General features: G+C 44.8%; 25 protein-coding genes, 2 rRNA genes and 2 other annotated features. All 27 genes read right to left on the bottom strand.

Annotated elements, in window-relative coordinates:
- Window positions 1-50: 50 nt before the first annotated feature.
- Window positions 51-3,578, bottom strand: a complete 3,528-nt coding sequence (gene rpoB / locus DYE48_RS17150) for a DNA-directed RNA polymerase subunit beta (protein ID WP_115824704.1) — start codon at window positions 3,576-3,578, stop codon at window positions 51-53.
- 311 nt (window positions 3,579-3,889) lie between these two features.
- The gene (locus DYE48_RS17145; protein WP_115824703.1) at window positions 3,890-4,495 is read right to left on the bottom strand and encodes a class I SAM-dependent methyltransferase; all 606 of its coding nucleotides are present in this window, start codon (window positions 4,493-4,495) and stop codon (window positions 3,890-3,892) included.
- Between the two features lie 153 nt (window positions 4,496-4,648).
- Entirely contained in the window at window positions 4,649-5,014 is a 366-nt protein-coding gene (rplL, locus tag DYE48_RS17140) for a 50S ribosomal protein L7/L12 (RefSeq protein ID WP_089654443.1), read from the bottom strand.
- A gap of 50 nt (window positions 5,015-5,064) precedes the next feature.
- Entirely contained in the window at window positions 5,065-5,565 is a 501-nt protein-coding gene (gene rplJ / locus DYE48_RS17135; RefSeq protein WP_089654444.1) for a 50S ribosomal protein L10, read from the bottom strand.
- A gap of 42 nt (window positions 5,566-5,607) precedes the next feature.
- Window positions 5,608-5,754 (bottom strand) — a sequence feature (ribosomal protein L10 leader region).
- Window positions 5,755-5,805: 51 nt separating this feature from the next.
- Window positions 5,806-6,501, bottom strand: a complete 696-nt coding sequence (gene rplA, locus DYE48_RS17130; RefSeq protein WP_089654445.1) for a 50S ribosomal protein L1 — start codon at window positions 6,499-6,501, stop codon at window positions 5,806-5,808.
- 117 nt (window positions 6,502-6,618) lie between these two features.
- Complete coding sequence (gene rplK / locus DYE48_RS17125; protein WP_035511717.1) at window positions 6,619-7,044, bottom strand: 50S ribosomal protein L11; 426 nt, start codon at window positions 7,042-7,044, stop codon at window positions 6,619-6,621.
- Between the two features lie 152 nt (window positions 7,045-7,196).
- The gene (gene nusG / locus DYE48_RS17120; RefSeq protein WP_089654446.1) at window positions 7,197-7,733 is read right to left on the bottom strand and encodes a transcription termination/antitermination protein NusG; all 537 of its coding nucleotides are present in this window, start codon (window positions 7,731-7,733) and stop codon (window positions 7,197-7,199) included.
- 129 nt (window positions 7,734-7,862) lie between these two features.
- Window positions 7,863-8,039: a preprotein translocase subunit SecE gene (secE, locus tag DYE48_RS17115; protein ID WP_089654447.1), complete on the bottom strand. Its 177-nt coding sequence runs from the start codon at window positions 8,037-8,039 to the stop codon at window positions 7,863-7,865.
- A 40-nt stretch (window positions 8,040-8,079) separates the two neighbouring features.
- A complete protein-coding gene (gene rpmG / locus DYE48_RS17110; protein WP_074736204.1) occupies window positions 8,080-8,229 on the bottom strand; it encodes a 50S ribosomal protein L33 in 150 nt (49 codons plus the stop codon).
- Between the two features lie 79 nt (window positions 8,230-8,308).
- Window positions 8,309-8,965, bottom strand: coding sequence for an RNA polymerase sporulation sigma factor SigH (gene sigH / locus DYE48_RS17105; protein WP_089654448.1), 657 nt, complete (start codon window positions 8,963-8,965; stop codon window positions 8,309-8,311).
- A gap of 81 nt (window positions 8,966-9,046) precedes the next feature.
- The gene (locus DYE48_RS17100) at window positions 9,047-9,556 is read right to left on the bottom strand and encodes an NYN domain-containing protein (protein ID WP_115824702.1); all 510 of its coding nucleotides are present in this window, start codon (window positions 9,554-9,556) and stop codon (window positions 9,047-9,049) included.
- Window positions 9,557-9,559: 3 nt separating this feature from the next.
- Window positions 9,560-10,303, bottom strand: coding sequence for a 23S rRNA (guanosine(2251)-2'-O)-methyltransferase RlmB (gene rlmB, locus DYE48_RS17095; RefSeq protein ID WP_115824701.1), 744 nt, complete (start codon window positions 10,301-10,303; stop codon window positions 9,560-9,562).
- A complete protein-coding gene (locus DYE48_RS17090; RefSeq protein WP_115824700.1) occupies window positions 10,303-10,707 on the bottom strand; it encodes a Mini-ribonuclease 3 in 405 nt (134 codons plus the stop codon). Before DYE48_RS17090 ends, rlmB begins: the two co-directional genes overlap by 1 nt.
- A gap of 4 nt (window positions 10,708-10,711) precedes the next feature.
- A complete protein-coding gene (cysS, locus tag DYE48_RS17085) occupies window positions 10,712-12,112 on the bottom strand; it encodes a cysteine--tRNA ligase (protein ID WP_115824699.1) in 1,401 nt (466 codons plus the stop codon).
- Entirely contained in the window at window positions 12,102-12,758 is a 657-nt protein-coding gene (gene cysE / locus DYE48_RS17080; protein ID WP_115824719.1) for a serine O-acetyltransferase, read from the bottom strand. Before cysE ends, cysS begins: the two co-directional genes overlap by 11 nt.
- Window positions 12,759-12,836: 78 nt before the next feature.
- Window positions 12,837-13,055: a binding site (T-box leader), on the bottom strand.
- 44 nt (window positions 13,056-13,099) lie between these two features.
- Window positions 13,100-14,569: a glutamate--tRNA ligase gene (gene gltX / locus DYE48_RS17075; protein WP_115824698.1), complete on the bottom strand. Its 1,470-nt coding sequence runs from the start codon at window positions 14,567-14,569 to the stop codon at window positions 13,100-13,102.
- A 57-nt stretch (window positions 14,570-14,626) separates the two neighbouring features.
- Entirely contained in the window at window positions 14,627-15,817 is a 1,191-nt protein-coding gene (locus DYE48_RS17070) for a bifunctional 2-C-methyl-D-erythritol 4-phosphate cytidylyltransferase/2-C-methyl-D-erythritol 2,4-cyclodiphosphate synthase (protein ID WP_115824697.1), read from the bottom strand.
- Between the two features lie 98 nt (window positions 15,818-15,915).
- Window positions 15,916-17,010 carry a PIN/TRAM domain-containing protein gene (locus tag DYE48_RS17065; RefSeq protein ID WP_089654455.1) on the bottom strand — a complete coding sequence of 365 codons (1,095 nt, stop codon included), beginning with the start codon at window positions 17,008-17,010 and terminating at the stop codon, window positions 15,916-15,918.
- Window positions 17,011-17,165: 155 nt separating this feature from the next.
- A complete protein-coding gene (disA, locus tag DYE48_RS17060) occupies window positions 17,166-18,239 on the bottom strand; it encodes a DNA integrity scanning diadenylate cyclase DisA (RefSeq protein WP_089654456.1) in 1,074 nt (357 codons plus the stop codon).
- On the bottom strand, window positions 18,240-19,619 hold the full coding sequence (radA, locus tag DYE48_RS17055) for a DNA repair protein RadA (RefSeq protein ID WP_089654457.1): 1,380 nt from the start codon (window positions 19,617-19,619) through the stop codon (window positions 18,240-18,242).
- A gap of 259 nt (window positions 19,620-19,878) precedes the next feature.
- Window positions 19,879-22,338 carry an ATP-dependent protease ATP-binding subunit ClpC gene (gene clpC, locus DYE48_RS17050; RefSeq protein WP_089654458.1) on the bottom strand — a complete coding sequence of 820 codons (2,460 nt, stop codon included), beginning with the start codon at window positions 22,336-22,338 and terminating at the stop codon, window positions 19,879-19,881.
- A gap of 18 nt (window positions 22,339-22,356) precedes the next feature.
- Entirely contained in the window at window positions 22,357-23,427 is a 1,071-nt protein-coding gene (gene mcsB / locus DYE48_RS17045) for a protein-arginine kinase McsB (RefSeq protein WP_089654459.1), read from the bottom strand.
- Entirely contained in the window at window positions 23,427-23,975 is a 549-nt protein-coding gene (gene mcsA / locus DYE48_RS17040) for a protein-arginine kinase activator protein McsA (RefSeq protein ID WP_115824696.1), read from the bottom strand. Before mcsA ends, mcsB begins: the two co-directional genes overlap by 1 nt.
- 20 nt (window positions 23,976-23,995) lie before the next feature.
- A complete protein-coding gene (locus DYE48_RS17035) occupies window positions 23,996-24,460 on the bottom strand; it encodes a CtsR family transcriptional regulator (RefSeq protein WP_089654461.1) in 465 nt (154 codons plus the stop codon).
- Window positions 24,461-24,626: 166 nt separating this feature from the next.
- The gene (locus DYE48_RS17030; protein ID WP_089654462.1) at window positions 24,627-25,319 is read right to left on the bottom strand and encodes an MgtC/SapB family protein; all 693 of its coding nucleotides are present in this window, start codon (window positions 25,317-25,319) and stop codon (window positions 24,627-24,629) included.
- Between the two features lie 84 nt (window positions 25,320-25,403).
- Window positions 25,404-25,517, bottom strand: a 5S ribosomal RNA gene (rrf, locus tag DYE48_RS17025).
- 91 nt (window positions 25,518-25,608) lie between these two features.
- Window positions 25,609-25,730 (bottom strand): 23S ribosomal RNA (locus DYE48_RS17020); the annotation flags it as partial.

Raw genomic sequence — 25,730 nt, 5'->3', positions numbered from 1 at the left:
GTATCCAGGTTTTACCCTAAACTTAGAACACGAGCAGCAGTGTTTCTATCTTAGTCGTCTAAGTTCAAATTCTCGGATTCTTTGGTTTGCTCTTCTTCGATATCGCGCATTTCAATCTCTTGCTCATCACCAGAAAGGATTTTCACATCCATACCTAGACTCTGAAGCTCTTTAATCAGAACCTTGAATGATTCAGGGACACCAGGTTCAGGAACGTTGTCACCTTTAACGATGGCTTCGTACGTTTTCACACGTCCGACGACATCATCTGATTTAACAGTCAAGATCTCTTGAAGAGTATAAGCAGCACCATATGCTTCAAGTGCCCATACCTCCATCTCACCGAAACGCTGTCCACCGAATTGCGCTTTACCACCAAGCGGTTGTTGCGTAACCAATGAATATGGTCCAGTTGAACGGGCGTGCAGTTTATCGTCAACCATGTGCGCCAGTTTAATCATATACATGACGCCGACGGATACTCGGTTATCAAATGCGTCACCTGTACGTCCATCGTATAGGATTGTTTTCGCATCACGAGCCATGCCGGCTTCTTGCAATGTTTCCCAAACGTCTTCCTCACGTGCACCATCAAATACCGGGGTAGCAATTCTTTCACCCATCAAACGAGCAGCCATACCCATGTGCAGCTCTAGTACCTGACCGATGTTCATACGCGACGGAACACCCAGTGGGTTCAACATGATGTCTACCGGTGTACCATCCGGAAGGAAAGGCATATCTTCTTCTGGAAGAATCTTAGAAATAACACCTTTGTTCCCGTGACGACCGGCCATCTTATCCCCTTCAGAAATCTTACGCTTCTGAACGATATAGACACGGATCAATTGGTTTACACCTGGTGGAAGTTCGTCACCGTCTTCACGGTTGAAAATCTTCACATCAAGGACAATTCCGCCTGCACCGTGTGGCACACGCAAGGACGTGTCACGGACTTCGCGGGCTTTTTCACCGAAGATCGCATGAAGGAGACGTTCTTCTGCAGATAGTTCTGTCACACCTTTTGGCGTAACTTTACCAACAAGCAGATCTCCATCGCTTACTTCAGCACCGACACGAATAATTCCACGGTCGTCCAAGTCACGAAGAGCATCTTCACCAACGTTTGGAATGTCACGAGTGATTTCTTCTGGTCCAAGCTTCGTGTCACGAGCTTCCGACTCATATTCTTCAATATGAATGGACGTGTACACATCGTCTTTAACGAGACGTTCACTCATGATGATCGCGTCCTCATAGTTGTAACCGTCCCATGTCATGAAGGCAACAAGCGGGTTTTGACCCAGTGCCAGTTCACCCATATCCATGGAAGGTCCGTCAGCCAGGATTTCACCTTGCTTAACGCGATCCCCTTTAGAAACAATCGGACGCTGGTTGTAACAGCTTCCCTGGTTGGATCGAATGAATTTCTGCAGACGATAACGATCAAGGTCTCCTTCGACCTCTTTGCCATCTACTTCAGAAATACGGCGGACACGAACTTCTTTCGCTTCTACGCGCTCAACAATTCCTTCGTGTCTGCAAATGACCGCAGCCCCTGAGTCTTTACCTGACACATACTCCATACCTGTACCGACAAGCGGCGCATCAGGCTTGAGCAATGGTACAGCTTGACGCTGCATGTTCGCACCCATCAAGGAACGGTTGGAGTCATCGTTCTCAAGGAAAGGAATACATGCGGTCGCTGCAGAGACAACCTGCTTCGGTGATACGTCCATGTAGTCGATACGGTCACGACTGACAACAGTGTTTTCACCACGGAAACGAGCAATAACTTCTTCATCTGTAAAAGCTCCATCATCTTCAAGCTTAGCGTTCGCCTGAGCGACAACGTAATTGTCTTCCTCATCAGCTGTCAGATAATCAATTTGAGCTGTTACTTTATTCGTATCTGGATCAACGCGGCGGTAAGGTGTCTCGATGAAACCAAACTCATTCACTTTCGCATAGGAGGAAAGGGAGTTGATCAAACCGATGTTTGGTCCTTCCGGCGTTTCAATTGGACACATACGACCATAGTGGGAGTAGTGTACGTCACGAACTTCAAATCCTGCACGTTCACGAGTCAGACCACCAGGCCCCAATGCTGAAAGACGACGTTTGTGCGTCAGTTCTGCAAGCGGGTTCGTTTGGTCCATGAACTGAGATAGTTGAGAGCTTCCGAAGAACTCTTTGATTGAAGCAATCACAGGACGAATATTAATCAATTGTTGTGGTGTAATGGAGGACGTATCTTGAATAGACATACGCTCACGAACCACACGCTCCATACGGGAAAGACCGATTCGGAATTGGTTCTGCAGCAATTCACCAACAGAACGCAGACGGCGGTTTCCAAGGTGGTCGATGTCATCTGTTCCACCAACATCGTGCAACAAGTTGAAGAAATAGCTGATGGAAGAAAGGATATCCGCAGGGGTAATGTTCTTCACGTCACGGTCAATGTTTGCATTACCGATGACATTGATGGAACGTTCACCTTCTGGGTCCGTCGGGTCAACAATTTTGACAGACTGAACCTGGATAGGATCTTCAAGGACTCCGTCTACCGGGTCCAGCGATTCTTCACTCAATGTGCCTTCTTCGTCATCAAAGTGAGGGATCAGCTTATTCAATAGGCGACGATCGATCTTGTCCCCTTTTTCAGCGATCACTTCGCCTGTTTCTTCATCCACCAGCGTTTCTGCCAGCGTTTGATTGAACAATCGATCTTTGATGTGAAGCTTTTTATTCATTTTATAACGACCCACACGGGCTAGGTCATAGCGTTTCGGGTCGAAGAAACGGGAAACAAGCAAGCTTTTCGCATTTTCTACCGTCGGCGGCTCGCCAGGGCGTAGACGCTCGTAGATTTCAAGCAACGCTTTCTCTGTGTTTTCCGTATTGTCTTTTTCCAACGTGTTCTTCAAGTATTCGTTGTCACCAATAAGATCGATGATCTCCTGGTCAGTGCCGAATCCTAAAGCACGTAAAAGCACGGTGATCGGCAACTTACGAGTACGATCGATACGGACGTGTACCACGTCTTTTGCATCGGTCTCAAACTCAAGCCACGCTCCGCGGTTTGGGATGACGGTAGCTGTGTAACCTCTCTTACCATTCTTGTCAATCTTCTTGTTAAAGTACACGCTAGGAGAACGAACAAGCTGAGAAACAATAACACGCTCAGCACCATTGATTACAAAGGTACCTGTGTCTGTCATAAGCGGGAAGTCACCCATAAATACTTCTTGTTCCTTCACTTCTCCCGTCTCATTATTTAAGAGACGTACTTTCACACGAAGTGGTGCGTTATATGTTACATCGCGATCCTTTGACTCATCGACTGGATACTTTGGTTCGCCAAGGCTGTAGTCCACAAACTCCAATGACAAATTACCTGTGAAATCTTCGATTGGGGAAATATCCTGAAACATTTCCTTCAAACCTTCTTCTAAGAACCAATCGTAAGAAGCGGTTTGAATTTCAATCAAGTTCGGTAATTCTAATACCTCACTGATGCGTGCATAACTTCTGCGCTGGCGGTGTCGTCCATACTGAACTAGTTGACCTGTCAACTGATTCACCCCTCAAATCAAGCATTTTAATAACGAAAAAAGGGTCCGGCAAGACATGCCGAACAGGCTTGCGGTTGATCTTGCCACAAGCACTATTTAAACATCCGTTTCGCAACGAATGGTGATTCTTCATTTCTCTCTAACGTTAGACAAAAAAGAAAAAGGCTTTTCATACATAAAAACCTCATTTACTTTCAGTGTTCGATTTTACCATTCTGACCATCTATCAACTTTTTATACACATTTCTAAAAAAATACTTGACAGACTTCAGATATATTGGCATTTTTCAATACTAGCACAACTAATAGGGCTAGTCAAACTTTTTAGCTTTAAGGATGTAATACCCTTTCTGCTTTTCCATGACCTCTGCGTTCCCGAACAATTCTTCGAGTTTCTTCTTTGCAGACGGCGCCCCCTGCTTCTTTTGAATCACGACCCACAACTCCCCTTCAACAAGTAGAGCTTCCTTCGCTTCTTCAAACATCGTGTGGACGACTTGTTTACCGGCTCGGATAGGCGGGTTTGTAAGAATAGCAGCAAACTTCTGATCTTCTATTCCCTGTAAACGGTCACTTTCTCGAATCGTAATGTTCGCAACTTCATTATCCGCTGCGTTCTTCTCCGCAAGTCCCAAAGCTCTCTCATTAACGTCGACCATGAATACGTGACGACCTTCATGAGCTTTAGCTAGAGACAAACCGATCGGGCCATAGCCACAACCAAGGTCAAGAATGTCCCCTTGAACACCTGGTTCTTGAAAGGTTTCAATCAATAAACGCGATCCAAAATCCACTTCCTTTTTAGAAAAGACGGCATGATCCGTCGTGAATGCGAACACATGACCGAGCAACTCAAAGTTCCACGTTTTTTCTTCACTGCTCGTCGTTGTTTTCTTTGAATAATAATGCTCCGACATAATCCGAACACCTTCTTTTTCATCTATTGAAATGGCAAGGTTTTTTCCCTGTTTCTAGCAAGTCTAGCAAAACATGTGCACTCTTGCTAAATATCCCTGTTAAGAAAAAGAAAGCCCGCCGATAAATCAGCGAGCTTTACTTTAAACATTCTCTTACTTAACTTCGACAGATGCGCCTGCTTCTTCAAGCTTAGACTTGATCTCTTCAGCTTCTTCTTTAGAAATAGCTTCTTTGATTGTTGCCGGAGCACCATCAACCATTTCTTTCGCGTCTTTAAGACCAGCACCAGTGATTTCACGTACTGCTTTAACTACTTTGATCTTAGAAGATCCAGCAGATTCTAGTACTACATCAAATTCAGTTTGCTCTTCAGCAGCTTCGCCACCTGCAGCAGGCGCGCCAGCAGCAACTGGAGCTGCAGCAGATACACCAAATTCTTCTTCAATTGCTTTAACTAGATCGTTAAGCTCAAGAACAGACATTTCCTTAATCGCTTCGATAATTTGTTCGTTAGACATGAGAAATTTCCTCCTTAGTGTTTGTTGTTATAGTTTAAACGAACGCTAACTTACGCGCTTTCTTCTTCTTTTTGATCCGCGATCGCTTTCGTAGCGTAAGCGAAGTTGCGGATAGGTGCTTGTAGTACGCTTAGGAACATAGATACAAGACCTTCGTAGTTTGGAAGGTTTGCAAGTTCTTTGATTTGCTCAAGAGTTGCAACTTGTCCTTCAACTACCCCACCTTTGATTTCAAGGCTATCGTGATCTTTAGCGAAGTTGTTCAATACTTTAGCCGCAGCTACAGCATCGTCTTCATGGAAAGCGACAGCTGTCGGTCCTTGAAGGACTTCGTTAAGTTCAGATAGCTCTACTTCGTCAGCAGCACGACGGACCATTGTGTTTTTATACACTTTGAAATCTACGCCTGCTTCACGAAGCTGGGTACGAAGTTCAGTAACTTCTGCTACATCAAGTCCGCGGTAGTCTACAACGACTGCAGATTTACTGTTGCGGAACTTGTCAGCCAAGTCAGATACAATCTGTTTCTTCTGTTCGATAACACTGCTCATTGTTCCACCTCCTATTGACTTTTCATCATACCGTTCGAAGGTTTTACTCGTAAAAAAACACCTCCACATAGACATGGAGGTGTTTTATAGAGCAGGGCAGATCGCGCTGCTCTATTTATATCACACACCTCGGCAGGACATTAAGCGGAAACCCACACCTGCTGTCTACGGTATAACGTATTTATTTATACAACGCTACCTAGTATATATCGTAGATAACGGAAAGTCAACACTTTTTTATTACTTCGTGTAACCAGAAACGTCTACTTTGATTCCAGGTCCCATCGTAGATGAAACAGCAGCGTTACGCATATAAGTTCCCTTAGATGCTTGTGGCTTCGCTTTAACAAGTGTTTCAGTGATTGCTGCGAAGTTTTCAGCCAACTTGTTCTCATCGAAAGAAGCTTTTCCGATTGGAACATGGATGTTTGCTGCTTTATCAACGCGGTATTCTACTTTACCTGCTTTGATTTCGTTAACAGCTTTTTCTACTTCGAATGTCACTGTACCTGTTTTAGGGTTCGGCATAAGACCTTTTGGTCCTAGTACACGACCTAGCTTACCAACTTCAGCCATCATGTCAGGAGTTGCTACTACGACATCAAACTCGAACCAACCTTGGTTGATCTTGTTGATTAGGTCTTGTTCTCCTACGTAGTCAGCACCTGCTGCTTCTGCTTCTTTCGCTTTATCACCTTTAGCGAAAACAAGCACACGCTGAGATTTACCTGTACCGTGCGGAAGCACCATCGCGCCACGGATCTGTTGGTCCGCTTTCTTAGGATCTACACCTAGACGGAATGCTGCTTCGACAGTTTCGTCAAAGTTCGCTTTTGAAGTTTCTTTTACAAGCTTGATTGCTTCTTGCACATCATAAGCTTTTGTACGGTCAACAAGCTTCGCTAGCTCTTGTTGCTTTTTCGTTTTCTTAGCCATTATTAATTTCCTCCTCGTTGTGGTTTTAACGGATTTTCCTCCCACGAATAAAGGTTGCGAAAGAGTCACAAGCTCCATTTCCGCAACCTTTTCCTATCTCCATGTGACGCTGTGGGATTAATCTTCGATCGTAATTCCCATGCTGCGCGCTGTACCTTCAACCATGCGCATTGCAGCTTCAACGTCAGCAGCGTTCAAATCAGGCATTTTCGTTTCTGCGATTTCGCGCACTTGGTCGCGTTTAACAGAAGCTACTTTGTTACGGTTCGGTTCACCGGAACCTGATTCAACTCCTGCCGCTTTCTTAAGAAGAACAGCAGCTGGTGGAGTTTTCGTAACGAATGTAAAGGAACGGTCCTCATAAACCGTAATTTCTACTGGAATGATCGTACCTGCTTGTTCCTGTGTACGAGCGTTAAATTCCTTACAGAATCCCATGATGTTAATACCTGCTTGACCTAGTGCTGGTCCAACTGGCGGTGCTGGGTTCGCTTTACCTGCAGGAATCTGAAGCTTTACAACATTAATAACTTTTTTAGCCACGAGACACACCTCCTTAAAGTCCGTGATGTGGTAATAGGGTTCAACCCCTCCCACTCATTGCGATATCTACGCAATCGCCCTCTTTTGGGGCGCATATAGAACATAAAAATTCTAGCATCTTTATTTCCAATATGCAAGGGGAGAGATGAATTTTATAATTTTTCGATTTGGGTAAAGTCTAACTCTACCGGAGTTTCACGCCCGAACATATTGACGTGGACTTTCACTTTTTGTTTGTCCGTATCAATATATTCAATGGATCCTGTGAAGTTTGCGAAAGGTCCGTCTGTTACTTTAACACTTTCCTTCACCTCGAAGTCAACCTCTGCTTTCGGCTGTTCGTTCATGCCCATACGCTTAAGGACCGTCTCTACTTCTTCCGGCAGGAGAGGGATCGGCTTGGATCCGGAACCGGTGGATCCTACGAAACCAGTCACACCCGGCGTGTTCCTTACAACGTACCAGGAATCATCCGTCATGACCATTTCAGCCAATACATAACCAGGGAATACTTTTTTCTTCGCCACTTTCCTCTTGCCATTTTTGATTTCTGTTTCTTCGTCCTCGGGAACAAGTACGCGGAAGATCTTGTCTTCCATTCCCATTGATTCCACACGCTTCTCCAGGTTTGTTTTTACCTTGTTCTCATAACCTGAATAGGTGTGCACTACATACCATCTTTTTTCCATATTCGCAGGACAAGTGCTTGCCCTTCCCTCCCTTATACTAGAGTTGATGAATATTACTCCAACATGAAAAAACCCGCGGAACGGGTTTTTTGTAAGTCTATCTCCTATTATAGCATAAAATCCACTCTACTATTCTTGAGCGATGAGTTCAAGCACCTGGGAAATCCCAAGATCTACAATAGCGAAGAATACAGCTACGAAAGTGACAGTCAAAATTACCGTAATCGTGTACTTCCACAGTTCCTGACCTTTGGGCCAACTAACCTTCTTCATCTCTCGTGCTACATTCTTGAAGAACTTAAACATGCTGTAATACCCCCAAACTTGCGCCAACTGGCTTCCTTCTCTATTTCGTCTCGCGGTGTAAAGTATGCGTTCCGCACTTTTTACAAAACTTGCGGACTTCAAGACGTTCGGATTGGTTGGATCGATTTATATATGAACTATAATTCCGACTTAAACATTCTGTACAAGCTAAAATGACTTTTTTTCTCATTATCCGTCACCTCAATCTAGAGAGGTTTACACATACTCACTAAATGTAGCACTCTTACCGATTACTGTCAATGCAGCTTTCATAGAGTGATTTCATTGATTTCCAAGTATTTTTCGAGCTTTCTCTTCACACGTTGTAAAGCGTTATCAATAGATTTCACGTGTCGATCGAGCTCGACCGAAATCTCCTGGTAGGAACGTCCGTCCAAGTAGAGGGTCAGCACTTTTTTCTCTAAATCACTTAATAACTCCGACATTTTTTCTTCCATGTCTGAAAACTTCTCTTTATTAACAATCAATTCTTGTGGGTCGATAGCTTTTGAACCAGCGATGACATCCAGTAATGTCCGATCTGATTCCTCATCATAAATGGGCTTGTCCAAAGAAACGTAGGAATTCAACGGGATATGCTTCTGTCTTGTGGCGGTTTTAATTGCGGTGATAATTTGACGGGTGACACATAATTCTGCAAAGGCTTTGAAGGATGACAGCTTACCCTCTCTGTAATCGCGGATGGCTTTGTAAAGACCGATCATCCCCTCCTGGACGATATCCTCCCGGTCTGCGCCAATAAGAAAGTAAGTCCGAGCTTTCGCGCGCACAAAATTCTTGTACTTATTGATCAAGTAATCTAGCGCCTGGACTTGTCCTTGATTAATCCGTTCAACGACTTCTTCGTCATCAAGCTTGCTAAGATCCAAATCATTGGTGCTTTTCTCCGTTTGTAAGATGCTCACACAGGATCCCTCCGACCGTGCTACCTCAATATAGCAATATTATACAGTACGATTCTGAAAAGCGTCAACAAGTTGTCAGAATTATTTATCTCCTCGCCGCCATTTCTCAAAGAGTTCCCTCACCTCTTTATTGATTGGTATTTTAGATTGATAGGGATATTGATTCTGGCTTTCGACATCTTTCTCTATTTGGTTTTCAATATTCTTTACTTCGATATACAGCTCTCTTGCTGATTTCCTGAAAGCTCCCTGCCCGAAGATGGTGCGTTGTTCAGCATAATCGGAAGTAGCTACATAGACTTGAGTACGAACATCATTCAATTCTCCAGCAAGTTTTTCGATCCGTTCATCAGCGGTTTCATTCTCTTTTGTAAAGATGACTTCCACTTTGTAATTTTTTTGTTTTTTTTCAACTCCCCGGACATGATAAGCATCAAAAACAATCATGATCCGGTCCCCGGTATAGGATTGATACTCCGCCATCATCTCTATAAGGAGATCCCGGGCCTGCCCGAGATCTTTCTCCTTTAGATTTTTCAATTCCGGCCAAGCGCCAATCATATTATATCCATCAACAATTAAGACGTTCATGCCTTATTCCCCTAACGGATGGCGCTTCCTATAGACTTCGTACATCAAAAGGGAAGCAGCTACAGACGCGTTCAAAGAAGTCACTTCTCCAGCCATCGGCAGGCTGACCGTCCAATCACACTTATCTTTCGTTAATCGGCTCATGCCGCGACCTTCACTTCCAATGACGAGGGCAATTGGCATTTTCCCGTCAAGCTGACGGTAATCCTCCGTACCCACAGCGTCTGTTCCGACCACCCATACAAACCTTTCTTTCAACTCATCAATCGTCCGGGCAAGGTTCGTTACACGAGCAACTGGTATATACTCAATCGCACCTGTCGACGTTTTCGCAACGGTTGCCGTTAAAGACACAGAACGCCTTTTCGGTATGATGACACCATGAGCTCCTGCCGCATCTGCCGTACGCAGAATGGAGCCGAGGTTGTGAGGATCTTCAATTTCATCACAAATAATGAAAAATGGAGGCTCGTCCTTTTCTTCTGCTTTCGCAAATAAATCTTCCAAATCACTGTATTCATACGCAGCCACCGAAGCAATGACCCCCTGGTGATTTCCATCCACGAGCTGATCTATTTTCTTCTTTGGCACTTTTTGGACAATGAGTCCTTGTTCTTTGGCCAACTGCTCAAGCTTTTTATACGCCTGGTGCTGCAGGTGATCCGATACCATCACTTTATTGATCGGTCTGCCGGACCGGATGGCTTCCTGTACCGGGTTCTTTCCGATGATCCATTCTCCACTCATTACGCTTCACTCCTTTCTTCAACGATTTGAATTGCATGCTTTATCAATATTTCCAGCCGCTCCGTTTGTCCGGATAAATACAAAAACCCTAACACTGCTTCGAATGCGGTCGAATAACGATAGGTTTGTACATTGGTGTTTTTAGGGACGGATCCCGATTTAGCGTTCCGCCCTCTCCTAAGCACACCTTCCTCTTCTTCCGTGAGCGTTCCTTCTTCCTGCCATACATTAACAACATTCGCCTGCGACACAGCCGATACGAACTGGATCGCTGCCTGGTGAAGGTGTTGAGGCTTTACCTCTCCTTTTTCCAGCAGATGCTGTCTGACATAAAGCTCATAAACAGAGTCACCCATATAGGCGAGAGCAAGACTCTTCATTTGTTTCGCATTTGCGATCGCCATTGTCTTACCCTCGCTTCCATCTCGTGCCCTGGGATGTATCTTCAAGGATAATATTGCGATCTTTCAACTCATCACGAATTTGGTCGGCACGTGCGAAGTCTCGGTTCTTTCTAGCTTGCTTACGCTCCTCGATCAGAGCATCCACTTCCTCATCAAGCAATTCTTCCTGTGCCTGCAGCTGAATGCCGAGGACACCTGTCAATTCTTCGAACAACTCTTGAAAGGCCGTTAATACCTTTTCATGAGTCTGGTCTTCCTGTAAATATAAGTTCGCCGCTTTAGTTAAATCAAACAGGACAGAAATCGCATTCGCCGTGTTAAAGTCATCATCCATTTCTTTAATGAATTGCTCCTTGAACCCAGCCACTTTATCAAGCCACTCGCCTTGATCATCCTCTAAGCTCATCGTGGATTCTTTCCGATGTTGGATGTTCTCATACGCATTCTTGATGCGGTCAAAGCTGCTTTTCGCCCCTTTCAATAACTCATCACTGAAGTTGATTGGATGACGGTATTGTACACTCAGCATGAAAAAGCGGATCACTTGAGGGTCATGCTTTTTCACTAGATCATGGGCAAGGATGAAGTTACCGAGGGACTTCGACATTTTTTCGTTGTCAATATTAATGTACCCGTTATGCATCCAATAGCGCGCAAAAGATTCCCCATTATGGGCTTCTGATTGCGCGATCTCATTCTCATGGTGTGGGAAGGTCAAATCCTGCCCACCTGCATGGATATCGATCGTTTCGCCAAGGTATTTCTTCGCCATCGCGGAGCACTCGATATGCCAACCCGGGCGGCCACTCCCCCACGGACTATCCCATGTGATTTCACCTTCTTTCGCATCTTTCCAAAGGGTGAAATCAAGCGGATCTTCTTTTTTATCCCCGACTTCAATTCTCGACCCGGACCTTAACTCATCAATGGACTGGTGAGAAAGCTTTCCGTATTGGTCGAAGGATCGCGTACGGAAATACACGTCCCCTCCCGCTTCATAAGCGAAGCCTTTGTCGATCAATCCCTGGATAAAGCTGATAATCTCATCCATGTTTTCGGTCACGCGTGGATGATCCACTGCTTCTTTTACGCCGAGGGCACCTACATCTTCTTTGTAAGCCGTAATGAAGCGATTGGCGATATCTGTGACTCCTTCGCCCATTTCATTCGCTGCTTTAATCAATTTGTCATCGACATCCGTAAAGTTGAGCACATAGTGCACATCGTAGCCTCTGTATTCAAAGTATCTTCTCACTGTATCGAATACGATCGCCGGCCTTGCGTTCCCAATGTGAATGTAGTTATAAACCGTTGGACCGCAAACGTACATTTTCACTTTTCCTTCTTCCAGCGGCTGAAACGGCTCTTTTTTTCTTGTCAGTGTGTTGTATATGTTAATCGCCATGTTGGTTCACTCCTTTGGTTTCCTCCAATTGTTTGCGCAGTTCCGCCATTTCCTTCTCGATCTCATTCAAACGGTCGTACACAGGATCTGGGAGTTTGTGATGGTCCAGGTCCTTCTTTTGGACTTTCTTGCCATCTTGGATGACGACATGACCAGGGATGCCGACGACCGTCGAATTGTTCGGAACATCGTGGAGCACAACAGAACCGGCCCCTACTTTAGAGTTTTCCCCAATCGTGATCGACCCCAGCACTTTCGCTCCTGTGGCGACTAATGAATTATCAAGGAGAGTCGGGTGTCTTTTCCCTTTTTCTTTCCCTGTCCCTCCAAGCGTCACCCCTTGAAAGATCGTCACATTATCTCCAACCTCACACGTTTCCCCAATGACGACCCCCATGCCATGATCGATGAAAAACCGCCGCCCGATTTTCGCTCCGGGATGGATTTCAATGCCTGTCAGGAAGCGGCTCCATTGGGATATGAGCCGGGCCAGGAAGAAAAACTTCCGTTTGTGACAAGCATGGGCCACCCGGTGTGCCCATATCGCATGCAGTCCTGAATAGGTCAGAATCACTTCAATATAAGAACGAGCAGCAGGATCTTGATCGAACACCACATCGACATCTTCTTTAAACATTTTGAACAGCCCCATACTTGCTCCCCTCCTTGTACTGAAACAGAAGCGTTCCCCATAAAAATAAAAAACGCGCCTTTGTGCCAATGGCACAGAGACGCGTCGAACGTGGTTCCACTCTGTTTGGGATCGGCTTTTTTGCCTTCCCCGCTTCACCCTTGATAACGGAAGGTACCCGCTTCGGCATACTTCGTTCAGCCGAAGACTCCGAGGTGCATTTCAAAGGCTTCTCTACGAATCACTCCCAGCCGTGGTGATTCTCTCTGTAGAAGAGAGGGGCCCTTTACTTCTCCTCATCAACGTTTCGTATAGGTATCTCTACTATATGATATTCTTTCCCACTTGTGAACGAATTAAGCTTGTAACTTGCTTAATACATCATTCAGACGGACCGTTACCGTTTCCAGCCCAAGCAAGTGAATCGCGTTCGGAAGTTCAGGGCCATGGGTTTGACCTGTTGTGGCGACACGGACAGGCATGAACAGCTTTTTCCCTTTATGGCCGGTTTCTTTTTGAACAGCTTTGATTTGCTTTTTAATGTTTTCAGGTGTGAATTCTTCAAGCTCACGAAGGTTCTTCTTGAACGTTTCCAACACTTCCGGTACTTGTTCACCTTCAAGAACTTCCATCGCAGCTTCATCATACTGAATTTCCTGTTTGAAGAACAATTCGGTAAGCTCGACGATTTCTGCTCCGTAGCTCAGTTGTTCCTGATAAAGGCTGATCAGTTCCCGAGCCCACTTGCGATCTTCCTCGCTCATATCTTCAGACAAGCGTCCAGCCTCAACTAAATGAGGAAGGGCAAGTTCGACTACGCGGTCCAAATCAGAGGCTTTGATATACTGGTTGTTCATCCACTTCAGCTTCGCGGGATCGAAGACCGCAGGTGAAGTGGAAAGTCTGTCCGCATCAAAGATTTCAACAAGCTGATCCTGTGTAAAAATTTCTTCTTCCCCAACTGGCGACCAGCCTAGTAAAGTGATGAAGTTGAAGAGAGCTTCTGGAAGGTATCCAAGGTTCTTATATTGTTCAATAAACTGAAGAATGTGCTGATCACGCTTACTCAGTTTCTTGCGCTCTTCGTTGAGGATCAACGTCATATGACCGAACTTCGGAGGTTCCCAATCGAATGCTTCATACACCATCATTTGTTTCGGTGTATTGGAAATATGCTCTTCCCCACGAAGGACGTGTGTAATTTTCATTAAGTAATCATCAATCGCAACAGCGAAATTATACGTTGGTGTTCCGTTCTGCTTAACGATGACCCAATCACCAAAATCACTGGATTCAAAAGTAATGTCGCCACGGACGATATCATTGAACGTGTACGTATGGTTTTCAGGGACACGGATACGAATACTAGGCTTACGGCCCTCCGCTTCAAATGCTGCGATTTGTTCCTCTGTAAGGTCGCGGTGCGCCCCAGAGTATTTCGGCGCTTCGCCTCGTGCCATTTGCGCTTCACGTTCTGCTTCAAGCTCTTCTGAAGTCATATAACATTTATAAGCAAGACCGCGTTCCATCAATTCGTCCACATATTTCTTATAAATATCGAGACGTTCCATCTGACGGTAAGGACCATATTCGCCGCCTTTTTCTGAACTCTCGTCCCATTCAATTCCCAACCACTTCAAGTAGTCGAGCTGGCTCTTTTCTCCGCCCTCGACGTTTCGTTTTTCATCCGTATCCTCAATACGAATCACTACCTTTCCACCTGCATTTTTCGCATAAAGGTAGTTGAATAGAGCAGTCCTTGCATTACCAATGTGAAGGTGCCCTGTCGGACTTGGTGCATAGCGCACCCGTACTTCGTTAGACATAATTGTTCTCCTTTCCTATTCCGGTCTATATCCTTGACTTATTTTATCATTTTTTGTCTAGGAATGCTGATTATTTTGCAAAAGGACAACCGCTTGAGCAGCAATTCCTTCATTCCGGCCCGTAAAGCCGAGTTTTTCCGTCGTCGTTGCTTTCACGTTGATCCGTCCAGGTTCAACCCTGAGGAGGGAAGCGATGTTTTCACGGATTTCTTCAATGTAGGGGGCCATTTTTGGTGCCTGGGCAATGACCGTACAATCCATATTCCCAAGTTCATATCCATGCTCTGTCACGATATCCCACACATGCTGAAGCAATTTGCCGGAGTCGGCGTCTTTAAAAGCAGGATCCGTGTCTGGAAAATGTTTACCGATATCCCCTTCGCCAATCGCTCCAAGACATGCATCTGCAATGGTGTGAAGAAGAACATCTGCATCTGAGTGGCCGAGCAGCCCTTTCTCATGTGGGATTTCAATACCTCCAATGATACATGGACGTCCTTCCGTCAATTGGTGTACATCAAATCCTTGGCCGACACGAAACATAGGGCCATCCTCCACCTTTCCATTTCTTTGATTACTCAAGTAAGCTTGGGCTTTATGTAAGTCTTCCGGAGTCGTAAGCTTGATATTGTCATAGCTTCCCTTCACGATTGCCACATCTTTGTCCAACCGCTCCACGAGGGAAGCGTCATCTGTGCCGTAGTATCTGCTTTTCCTCGCTCGTTCATGCGCTTCATAAATTAAATCATAAGAGAAGGCTTGAGGTGTCTGAGCCGCCCATAACGTACTTCTATCCAGTGTATCCAAACCATGGTCTGACTTCTGCTTGATTGTATCCGTCACAGGTACGGCAAGAAGTGCGGCCTTTTTTTCGTATGCCGTCACAGACAGTTCGTGTAAGAGCTCTTGGGGTACAAACGGGCGCGCGCCGTCATGAATAAAAACAGGAAGCTCTCTGTTTCGAACAGCTTCCAGCCCTGCAAATACACTATCCTGCCGTTCTGCTCCCCCATCAACAAGATGAACCGATTGTCGGAGCGGATATTTTTTTAGAAGTTCTTCCATCTGAGACCGTTCGCGTTCATTGGTTACTATGATCAACTCTTCACACCACTCATCTTGATCAAAAACGGAAAGGGTGTGACAGATCAGTGGCTGGTCACCGATTTTCAAAAACTGCTTATTACGACCGGCGAGCATCCGTTTACCCTGTCCTGCCGCAAGTATAATGGCTGTATATTTTTTCATGCGTATCCATCCTACGTTTGTTTAGACGTTCATAAAACAACAAAAGCGATAACACGCATGTTATCACTTTTGTCATTCTCTATTTGTTTATACCGTTTTTACAAGGCTTTTTCAAGTGATTTCGGCTTTGCAAAGATCATACGGCCGGCTGATGTCTGCAACACGCTTGTGACTACGACTTCAATCGTCTTTCCGATAAAGTCTTTTCCTTCTTCGACTACGATCATTGTGCCGTCATCCAAGTAGGCGACCCCTTGATTCTGCTCTTTCCCGTCTTTGATGACTTGAATCGTCATCTCTTCTCCTGGAAGCACGACCGGTTTAACAGCATTCGCAAGATCATTAATGTTCAAGACTTGGACATTCTGAAACTCACAAACTTTATTCAAGTTGAAATCGTTCGTTACAACAATTCCGTTCATTACCTTCGCAAGCTTCACAAGCTTACTGTCCACTTCCTGAATGTCTTCGAAATCCCCTTCGTAAATTTCAACATTCACCGGGAGGTCTTTTTGAAGACGGTTCAAGACATCCAACCCACGACGACCACGATTTCTTTTCAGACCATCGGATGAATCAGCGATGTGCTGCAATTCTTCCAATACGAATTGCGGAATCACAATCGTTCCTTCAAGGAAATGTGTATCACAAATATCCGCGATGCGGCCATCAATGATGACACTTGTATCCAAAATTTTTCGTTTCGGAATCAGAGCAGGATCCGCAGTTGAATCTCCCTGACGCTCTTCCTCTGGCTTCCTGTCTTTCTTTGAAACCAAGTTCAAGAATTCATCCTTACGCTTAAAACCGACCTGAAAACCGAAGTAGCCTAATAAGAATGTTAAAAAGATCGGGACGACCTGGTTAACCACTTGAATCTGGATATCTTGTACAGGGATGTTGATCAAGTAGGCGATGATCAGCCCGACAATCAAACCGAGACTACCGAACAGCAGATCCGCTACCGGCGCCCGGACGAGGGTATCCTCGACCCACCTTAAAAAATCGACAATATAATCCACAATCCAAAAAGTAAATAAAAATAATATAAGTGCTCCTAGTACGGCCCCTAAGACAGATTGAATCCAATTCTGCCAAGTCAGACCCATGGTTGTAAACAGCTCTGGGAAATAGAGGTAACCGATAGTTCCGCCGGTTATGACAATAAACAACTGTACGATACGTTTAAGCACTTGTATTCACCTCCTCAAACACAGTATGACCAAACCTAACAACCATTAACCATATAAAAAAGGAATGATGGTTTTTAACTTAGCACAACTTCCAAATTAAGTCAATGAGTTAAACAAATTATCATATCACATTGTTCACAAATAAGTCAATGTTCTTATATATGTCGGTCTACGAACAATTGTTCCTGTATGCGGTCAAGACCATCTCTAATTTTCATCGCACGAATCTCACCGACACCATCGACTTTAACAAGCTCTTTCGGAGAAGCCTGGATCAATTCTTCCAACGTACCGAATCTTTCGACCAAGTGTTCAATAATGAGCACGGGAAGTCTAGGGATCCGGCTTAAAATCCGGTACCCTCTTGGTACGATAGGGTCTGCCAACTTCGTATTCGGTGAATACCCCAAGAGTTTCAATACTTGCTCATCTGAGAGAAGTTCCGTATTGGTGATTTCCTGCATTTTTCTCAAAATATAATATGGTTCATAATCAGGACGCTTACTGTAATCGCGCAAAAGCAAGGTTGCTTCATCTTCGATATTCGAAACTAATTCTGTCAATTGCAGCTGAATCAAACGTCCCTCTGTTCCAAGCTCATTCACATAGTTCAAAATCTCTGTTTTCGTCCGTAGCACCATTTCAATCCGGTGGACGACCTGAACGACTTCGGAAAAGGAAACCATGTTTTCAAACTCCATCGCGCCAAGATTCGTTACGCTTTGGTCGAGGACATTTTTATACTTTTCCAACGTTTGAATCGCCTGATTGGCCTTCGTCAAAATGACACCAATATCTTTCAGTGAGTAACGGAGAGAGCCTTTATACAACGTGATCACGTTTCGGCGTTGAGATATAGCAATGACGAGCGCGCCCGTTTGTTTAGCCACACGCTCTGCCGTCCGGTGCCTCATCCCCGTTTCCGTGGATAGGATGTCCGGGTCCGGCATCAACTGCGCATTAGCATAAAGAATCCGCGTCCCTTCATCATTCAAAATTAATGCCCCATCCATTTTCGCCAGTTCGTAAAGGTGGGCGGGGGTGAAATCAGACTGGATATGGAAACCACCATCGACAAGTTCCCGCATGTGGTCGCCATATCCGAGCACAATCAACCCGCCTGTCTTTGCACGTAGGACATTATCAATCCCGTCTCTTAAAGGGGTCCCAGGTGCCACTAGCTGAAGAATTTCTCCGATGCCATTTTCTTTGATTTCATGCCATTCCATTTATGAATCCCCCAGTGTAACCTTCATCGCCTCCTGAACGGTACTGACACCGATCACTTCGATTTGAGAAGGAGGCGTCCAGCCATCCATGTTCTTCTTCGGAATGATAACCCTTTTAAAGCCTAACTTCGCCGCTTCCTGGACTCTTTGCTCAATTCTGGCCACTCTTCGTATCTCACCCGTTAAGCCAACTTCCCCAACGACGACATCATCTCCATTCGAAGACTGATCCCTGAAACTTGAGGCAATGCTGATCGCAACCGCTAAGTCAATCGCCGGCTCATCCAATTTCACTCCACCAGCGACTTTTACGTAAGCATCCTGGTTCTGAAGCAGGAGCCCTGCTCTCTTTTCCAAGACCGCCATTAAAAGCGGTACCCGGCTGTTATCAAGGCCTGTAGCCATCCGTCTCGGGTTGCCGTAAGCCGTAGGTGAAATCAGGGCTTGTATTTCTACAAGTACCGGCCTTGTCCCTTCCATGGAAGCCACTACGATCGAACCTGCAGCCCCTTGCGAGCGTTCTTCGAGGAAAATCTCTGAAGGGTTCAGAACCTCTTCCAGACCTTTCTCCTTCATTTCGAAGATTCCCATTTCATGAGTGCTTCCGAAACGGTTCTTCACACTTCTTAGAATTCTAAATGTGTGATGCCTCTCCCCTTCAAAATAAAGAACTGCATCCACCATATGTTCAAGCAGACGTGGGCCGGCAATCGAACCTTCTTTAGTAACATGCCCAACGATGAAAATAGGAATACCTTTGCTTTTAGCAATTCTCATCAAATGACTCGTACACTCACGAACTTGAGAAACACTCCCTGGAGCAGAGGTGACGTCTTCTTTGAAAATCGTCTGGATCGAGTCTATGACCACAAACCTTGGTTCAATGTTTTCAATTTGGTTGATGACATCCTGTAAGTTCGTTTCCGATAGAACATAGAGTTCATCGGATGTAATATCCAAACGTTCGGCCCGAAGCTTCGTTTGTCTCGATGACTCCTCTCCGGATATGTAGAGGACAGGAAAATCTTTTTTGGCGATCTGCGCAGAGACTTGGAGTAAAAGAGTGGATTTACCGATTCCCGGATCTCCGCCGATCAAAACTAAAGACCCCGCCACGATTCCTCCACCTAAAACCCGGTTGAATTCAGGCATATCCGTCGGCATACGCGGTTCTTTTTGTGATTTGATTTGTGTTATTTTTTCTGGTTTCGTTGTTGCGGAAGTGGAGCTTGTCTGAAACACATGTCTGGAATTCGCCGGAGCAGCCGTCATTTCTTCGACCAGCGTGTTCCATTGATTACACCCCGGACATTTTCCCATCCATTTAGGTGTCTCATACCCACATTCCTGGCAAACAAACTTCGTTTTCCTTTTTGCCAAGATCATCGCGCTCCTTATTCTTATTATTCTATACGTAAAAGATTGTGAATGAGTTTCACAATCTTATCAATTGTATTAAATCATTCTTAGTAAAATCATAGCGGAAGAAGAAAAAAATCGGAAGGCAAACCCTTCCGATTTTTCTTAGGCCCTGTTCACTTTATGATGGATTTCTATGAAATAGAAGAAAGGGAGCAGCCCTTTCTTCGCGTTCCTTCAATCATCTGTAGTCAAGCCTTCATAACTTCTATACATCTATTTAATTTGTAGACTCTTGCTGCGTGGAGACGACAAAGTTCTTATCGTCATCGAGATCAATTTTCACACTTTGCCCTTTTGCAATGTTCTCTTTCAAGAGTTCTTCTGAAAGCAGATCCTCAACGTTCTTCTGAATGGAGCGGCGCAATGGACGGGCCCCGTATTCAGGATCGAACCCTGATTCTGCAATATGCTGAATAGCGTCATCGGACAAGACAAAGTCGATCTCTTGTTCTTTCAGACGTTTACGCAGCTCTTCGACCATCAATGTTACGATATCTTTCATGTGCTTTCTCTCTAGGGAATGGAACACGATCGTTTCATCGATACGGTTCAGGAATTCTGGACGGAACGCTTTCTTCAAGGCATCCGTAACTTTAGACTTCATGTCTTTGTAATCCTGATCCGCATCGCCCATGGAGAAACCGACATATTTGTTTTGCTTCAATTCTTGAGCTCCAACGTTTGATGTCATAATCAACACGGTGTTACGGAAATCCACCACACGTCCTTTGGAATCAGTCAGACGACCATCTTCAAGCACTTGGAGTAGAATGTTGAATACTTCCGGGTGCGCCTTTTCAATTTCATCAAGGAGGACAACAGAGTAAGGCTTATTGCGTACTTTCTCTGTTAATTGCCCGCCTTCATCATAGCCGACGTAACCTGGAGGTGACCCGACAAGTCGAGACGTACTGTGTTTTTCCATATACTCGGACATGTCGATTCGAATCATCGCATCTTCTTCTCCGAACATGCTCTCTGCTAAGGCACGGGCCAGTTCTGTTTTACCGACACCTGTTGGTCCCAGGAAGATGAACGAACCGATTGGACGTTTCGGATCTTTAAGTCCGGCACGAGCACGGCGGATTGCTTTGGAAATCGCTTTGACTGCTTCTTCCTGTCCGATGACCCGGTTGTGAAGCGTATCTTCGAGATGAAGGAGACGTTCACTCTCATCTTTGGTCATCTTGGATACAGGCACTCCCGTCCAAGTGGATACGACAGAAGCAATGTCTTCCACTGTAACTTCGGAATCCTCCTGCCCTTGCTTTTCTTTCCACTCATCTTTCGTTTGTTCCAACTCATCTCTCAAGCGCTGTTCACTGTCTCTTAAGGAGGCAGCTTTTTCAAATTCCTGACTCTGTACAGCAGCATCCTTCTCTTTTCGCACTTCCTCAAGCTTTTGCTCTAACTCTTTCAAGTTCGGTGGAGCTGTGTAGGAGCGCAGGCGGACTTTGGATGCAGCTTCATCAATTAAGTCAATCGCTTTATCCGGTAGGAAGCGGTCTGTGATGTAACGATCAGAGAAACGGACCGCAGATTCAATGGAATCATCCGTAATCGTCACACGGTGGTGGGCCTCATAACGGTCACGAAGACCTTGCAAGATTTGGATGGATTCATCAAGGTTCGGTTCATCCACCTGAATAGGCTGGAACCTACGCTCAAGAGCGGCATCCTTTTCAATATATTTACGGTACTCATCGAGTGTCGTGGCACCGATACATTGCAACTCACCTCGGGCAAGGGACGGCTTAAGAATGTTGGATGCATCAATGGCACCTTCTGCGCCACCAGCACCGATCAACGTGTGAAGCTCGTCAATAAACAGGATGATGTTCCCCGCCTGACGAATTTCTTCCATCACTTTTTTCAAACGATCTTCAAATTCACCACGATATTTGGTGCCGGCAACGACGGTACCCATATCAAGTGTCATCACTCGCTTATCGCGAAGAATCTCTGGTACTTCATTGTTCATAATCTGCTGAGCCAGACCTTCTGCGATGGCTGTTTTACCAACACCAGGCTCACCGACAAGAACCGGGTTATTTTTCGTACGACGGCTCAATACTTGGATGACACGCTCGATTTCTTTACTTCGACCGATGACAGGGTCAATGTTGCCCTCTTTCGCAATCGCCGTAAGGTCACGTGCTAGTGAATCAAGAGTCGGTGTATTCGCATTCGCCGCCTGAGCACCTGATCCGCCACCACGACGGTTTTGACCTCCTGTGGACTCATTGTTCCCAAGCAATTGTAAAACTTGCTGACGAGCCTTATTCAAGCTCACACCCAGGTTATTCAGTACACGGGCAGCCACTCCTTCTCCTTCACGGATCAATCCAAGAAGAATATGTTCTGTTCCTACGTAAGAGTGTCCCAGTTTACGAGCTTCATCCATAGAAAGCTCGATGACTTTTTTCGCACGAGGCGTATAATGAATCGTTTGGGAAACTTTCTCTCCCTTACCGATTAATTTCTCTACTTCTTGTTGGATTTTTGAAGACTCAAGGCCTAATGCGGTCAGAGCTTTGGCAGCTATGCCTTCCCCTTCACTAACTAAGCCTAAAAGGATATGCTCCGTGCCAATGTTATTATGACCTAAACGAACAGCTTCTTCCTGAGCCAGCGCCAATACTTTTTGTGCTCTTTCTGTAAATCGCCCAAACATCATGGACATTCCCTCCTAACATTATTCTTCATTTTCTAATTGAAGTCGTTCGCGAATTAAAGATGCTCTTCTTACATCCCTTTCATCAGGGGATAAAGGAGTCTTAGCGTATTGTTGCAAGAATCCGGGCTGTGTAAGAACCATCAATTCATTTAAAATCGTGCGTGGGATATGATCGATGAATCCTAGATCAATGCCAAGTCTCAGGTCAGAAAGGCATTTCGCCGCCTCCTTAGATTCTATGATTCGACTATTGGTCAAAACACCATAGGAACGAAAGATACGGTCTTCCAACTGAACGCTTGAACGAGTCATCAATGCTTCTCTTGCTTTTCTCTCCTGTTCTATCAGTTGCTTAACGACACTGTGAAGGTCCTCCACAATATCCTCTTCCGATTTACCAAGGGTAATCTGGTTGGATATCTGAAAAATGTTCCCCAGAGCTTCACTACCTTCCCCGTAAATGCCTCTCACCACAAGACCCAGCTGGTTAATGGCCGGTGTCATCCGGTTGATCTGGTTCGTCATGGATAGGGCGGGCAAGTGCATCATAACTGAAGCTCTCATCCCCGTACCTACATTGGTCGGACAGGCGGTCAAATAACCACGCTTCTCATCAAAAGCATAATCCACTTTTTCTTCGAGCCAATCATCCAATTGACTGGCTTGTTCTAGTGCCTGATCCAACTGAAAACCAGGGAAATATAACTGTATGCGAATATGATCCTCTTCATTAATCATGATTGATACTTGCTCATTTTGTGAAATGAGAGAAGCCGACTTCTCCGCTTTTTCAGCCAAGTGTGGACTGATCAAATGTTTTTCTACCAACACTCTCTTTTCAATTGGCTGTAAATCTTTCATCTGGACCAGCTCAAAATCTTTATAATCTCTGAAGGACTTCTTTTGGAACTCTTGTTGGAAGAATTCCAATACTTTGTTCAAAGTCTCTTCGGAAGCAATGATAGGAAAAGGATGTTGTGAGAAATTACGAGCAAGTCGTATACGGCTGCTGAGTACAATATCGCTGTCCGGACCTTCTTGCTTCATCCATGGACTAATTGCTTCATTCATGAATTGCTGTAAAGACATTACTCATCACCATCCTCCCTATGATGCAGTTGACTTTCTAGTGATCTTATCTTATCTCTAACTTTCGCTGCCTCTTCGAATTCTTCCTGCTCAATTAATTGTCGAAGATTAGTTTTATATTCTTCCATCTCTTTTTTCAGGTGCAAGTTGCCACCTTCACGTTTCGGAATCTTGCCATCATGTCTGGTATTCCCACTGTGAACACGGCGCAGGATGGGATTCAGGCGCTCATCGAACGTTTTATAGCAGTCCGCACAACCAAACTTCCCTATCCTTGCAAACTCCTCATAGCTGAGCCCACAGTTGGGACATTTCAGTTTCGGCTTTTGAGTATAAGAGTGAGCGCTCTGCCCTTTTAAAGGAGAAGGTCCCTCGGAATGGAACAGACCTGAAAGGAGATCATTCAAGGTGAAGTTCTCTTCCCCGTAATTCATGTACCCATTTTCCTTCGCACATTTTTCACATACATGGACTTCTGATTTTTGACCATTAATCACCTGCGTCAAATGGACGGTTGCAGGACGCTGATGACATTTCTGACACTCCATCTGAATCTCTCCCTTCTCACTCAACATTTGTATTTAAGGGTGAATAGCATGGCTGTCATGATTCGCGCGCGAACTTCATCACGAAGAGGTAAAGAAAAAGCTAGGACGTCGCGATCGATGACACTTGCCATCAGTTTGCTTTCCCGATCAGTGATGATCTCATAGTCTACCAGCCTTTCAAGAACATCAATGGCTTTCGATTGAGAAACATGGGGATTGATGAGCTCCATCACCTCTTCAATCATCTCTGACCCTTTACGGTGTTGGATTCGGCTGATACGAATATACCCGCCGCCTCCTCTTTTACTTTCCACTATATATCCTTTTTCCACTGTAAAACGTGTCTTAATCACATAATTGATCTGAGAAGGTACACAATCAAATTTCTCGGCAAGTTCACTACGCTTGATTTCAATCGCCTGGTGCCGATTTTCATCTAAGATCTCCTTGAGATATTCTTCAATAACATCAGAGATATTCCGCATGCTCCCTCCCCCTCTTTTGACTTTGACTATCTTTGACTTTAATTTTATTATACTCATTTTCTTTTGTCATGCAACTTGTTTGTTTAGAAGAATTACATCTTCTATGTTTCCCCTTTTCATCATGAAATAAAACAAAAAGACTGCACAGATTCAACTGTGCAGCCCTTTAATACCGATGTCCACATTCTTCTACACCATCCATCAAAGACAGACGTTCTAAAAGAAGGGCTCGATCATACTTTTGTCCTTTATTCAGTTCAACAACAACCTTTTTTTGGTCTTGATCCAAGGCAACAATATCTATTTTCCTGACATCCAGCTTCATTTGTTCGAATTCAGTTAACACTTTATTAACCGGGGCATCCTTACCAACGGTTACTTGATAAATGTTTTTTCGATTCCCGTTAAACTTTTCTTTCTCTATCTTATTTAGGAAGACTAAACTCATAAGCACGAAGATTGTTGTGACCGTCGCCACATCATACATCCCTGCACCAACGACGAGACCAATGCCAGCCACCGTCCAAATGGATGCTGCTGTAGTTAATCCTCTAATGGTCATTCCGTTGACGATAATTGTCCCCGCCCCTAAAAATCCAATGCCACTAATTACATAGGAAGGGATACGAGCCGGGTCGAAACGGACTTGTTCATATTGATCAATGAACGTTTCAAATCCATATAAAGAAAGAAGCATCATCATACAAGCCCCGACCCCCACAAGAATATGGGTACGGAAGCCAGCCGAATGATTCTTGACTTCCCTTTCAAATCCAATCACCCCTGAAAGAATGAGTGCAAAAAATAACCGGAATACAAACAAAAGAATGTCATCATGAAAGAAATATGACCAGTTCAAGCTATCCCTCCTTTCTTTATATCTATGTTTAAGGAAGTAGATATAGAAAAAAACCAGAAGAAGGATCTTCTGGTTTTCCAAATGATGTGGCGGCGTCCTACTCTCACGGGGGTAAACCCGACTACCATCGGCGCTGAAGAGCTTAACTGCTGTGTTCGGCATGGGAACAGGTGTGACCTCTTCGCCTTCACCACCACATCAATATAAAGTTTGAGGTGAACCCTCAAAACTGGATAAGGAAACATCTTGTTTGAAAAGGTACGCTTTTTTCACGAATGATTTTTATCAGATAGATAAGTCATCGATCCATTAGTATCCGTCAGCTCCACGTGTCACCACGCTTCCACCTCGGACCTATCAACCTCATCGTCTCTGAGGGATCTTATTTGCTTAAAGCAAAGGGAAATCTCA

It is taken from the genome of Halobacillus trueperi, from assembly GCF_003386945.1.
Classification (GTDB): Bacteria; Bacillota; Bacilli; order Bacillales; family Halobacillaceae; genus Halobacillus; species Halobacillus aidingensis.
This window is presented reverse-complemented; position numbering and strand designations above follow the sequence as displayed.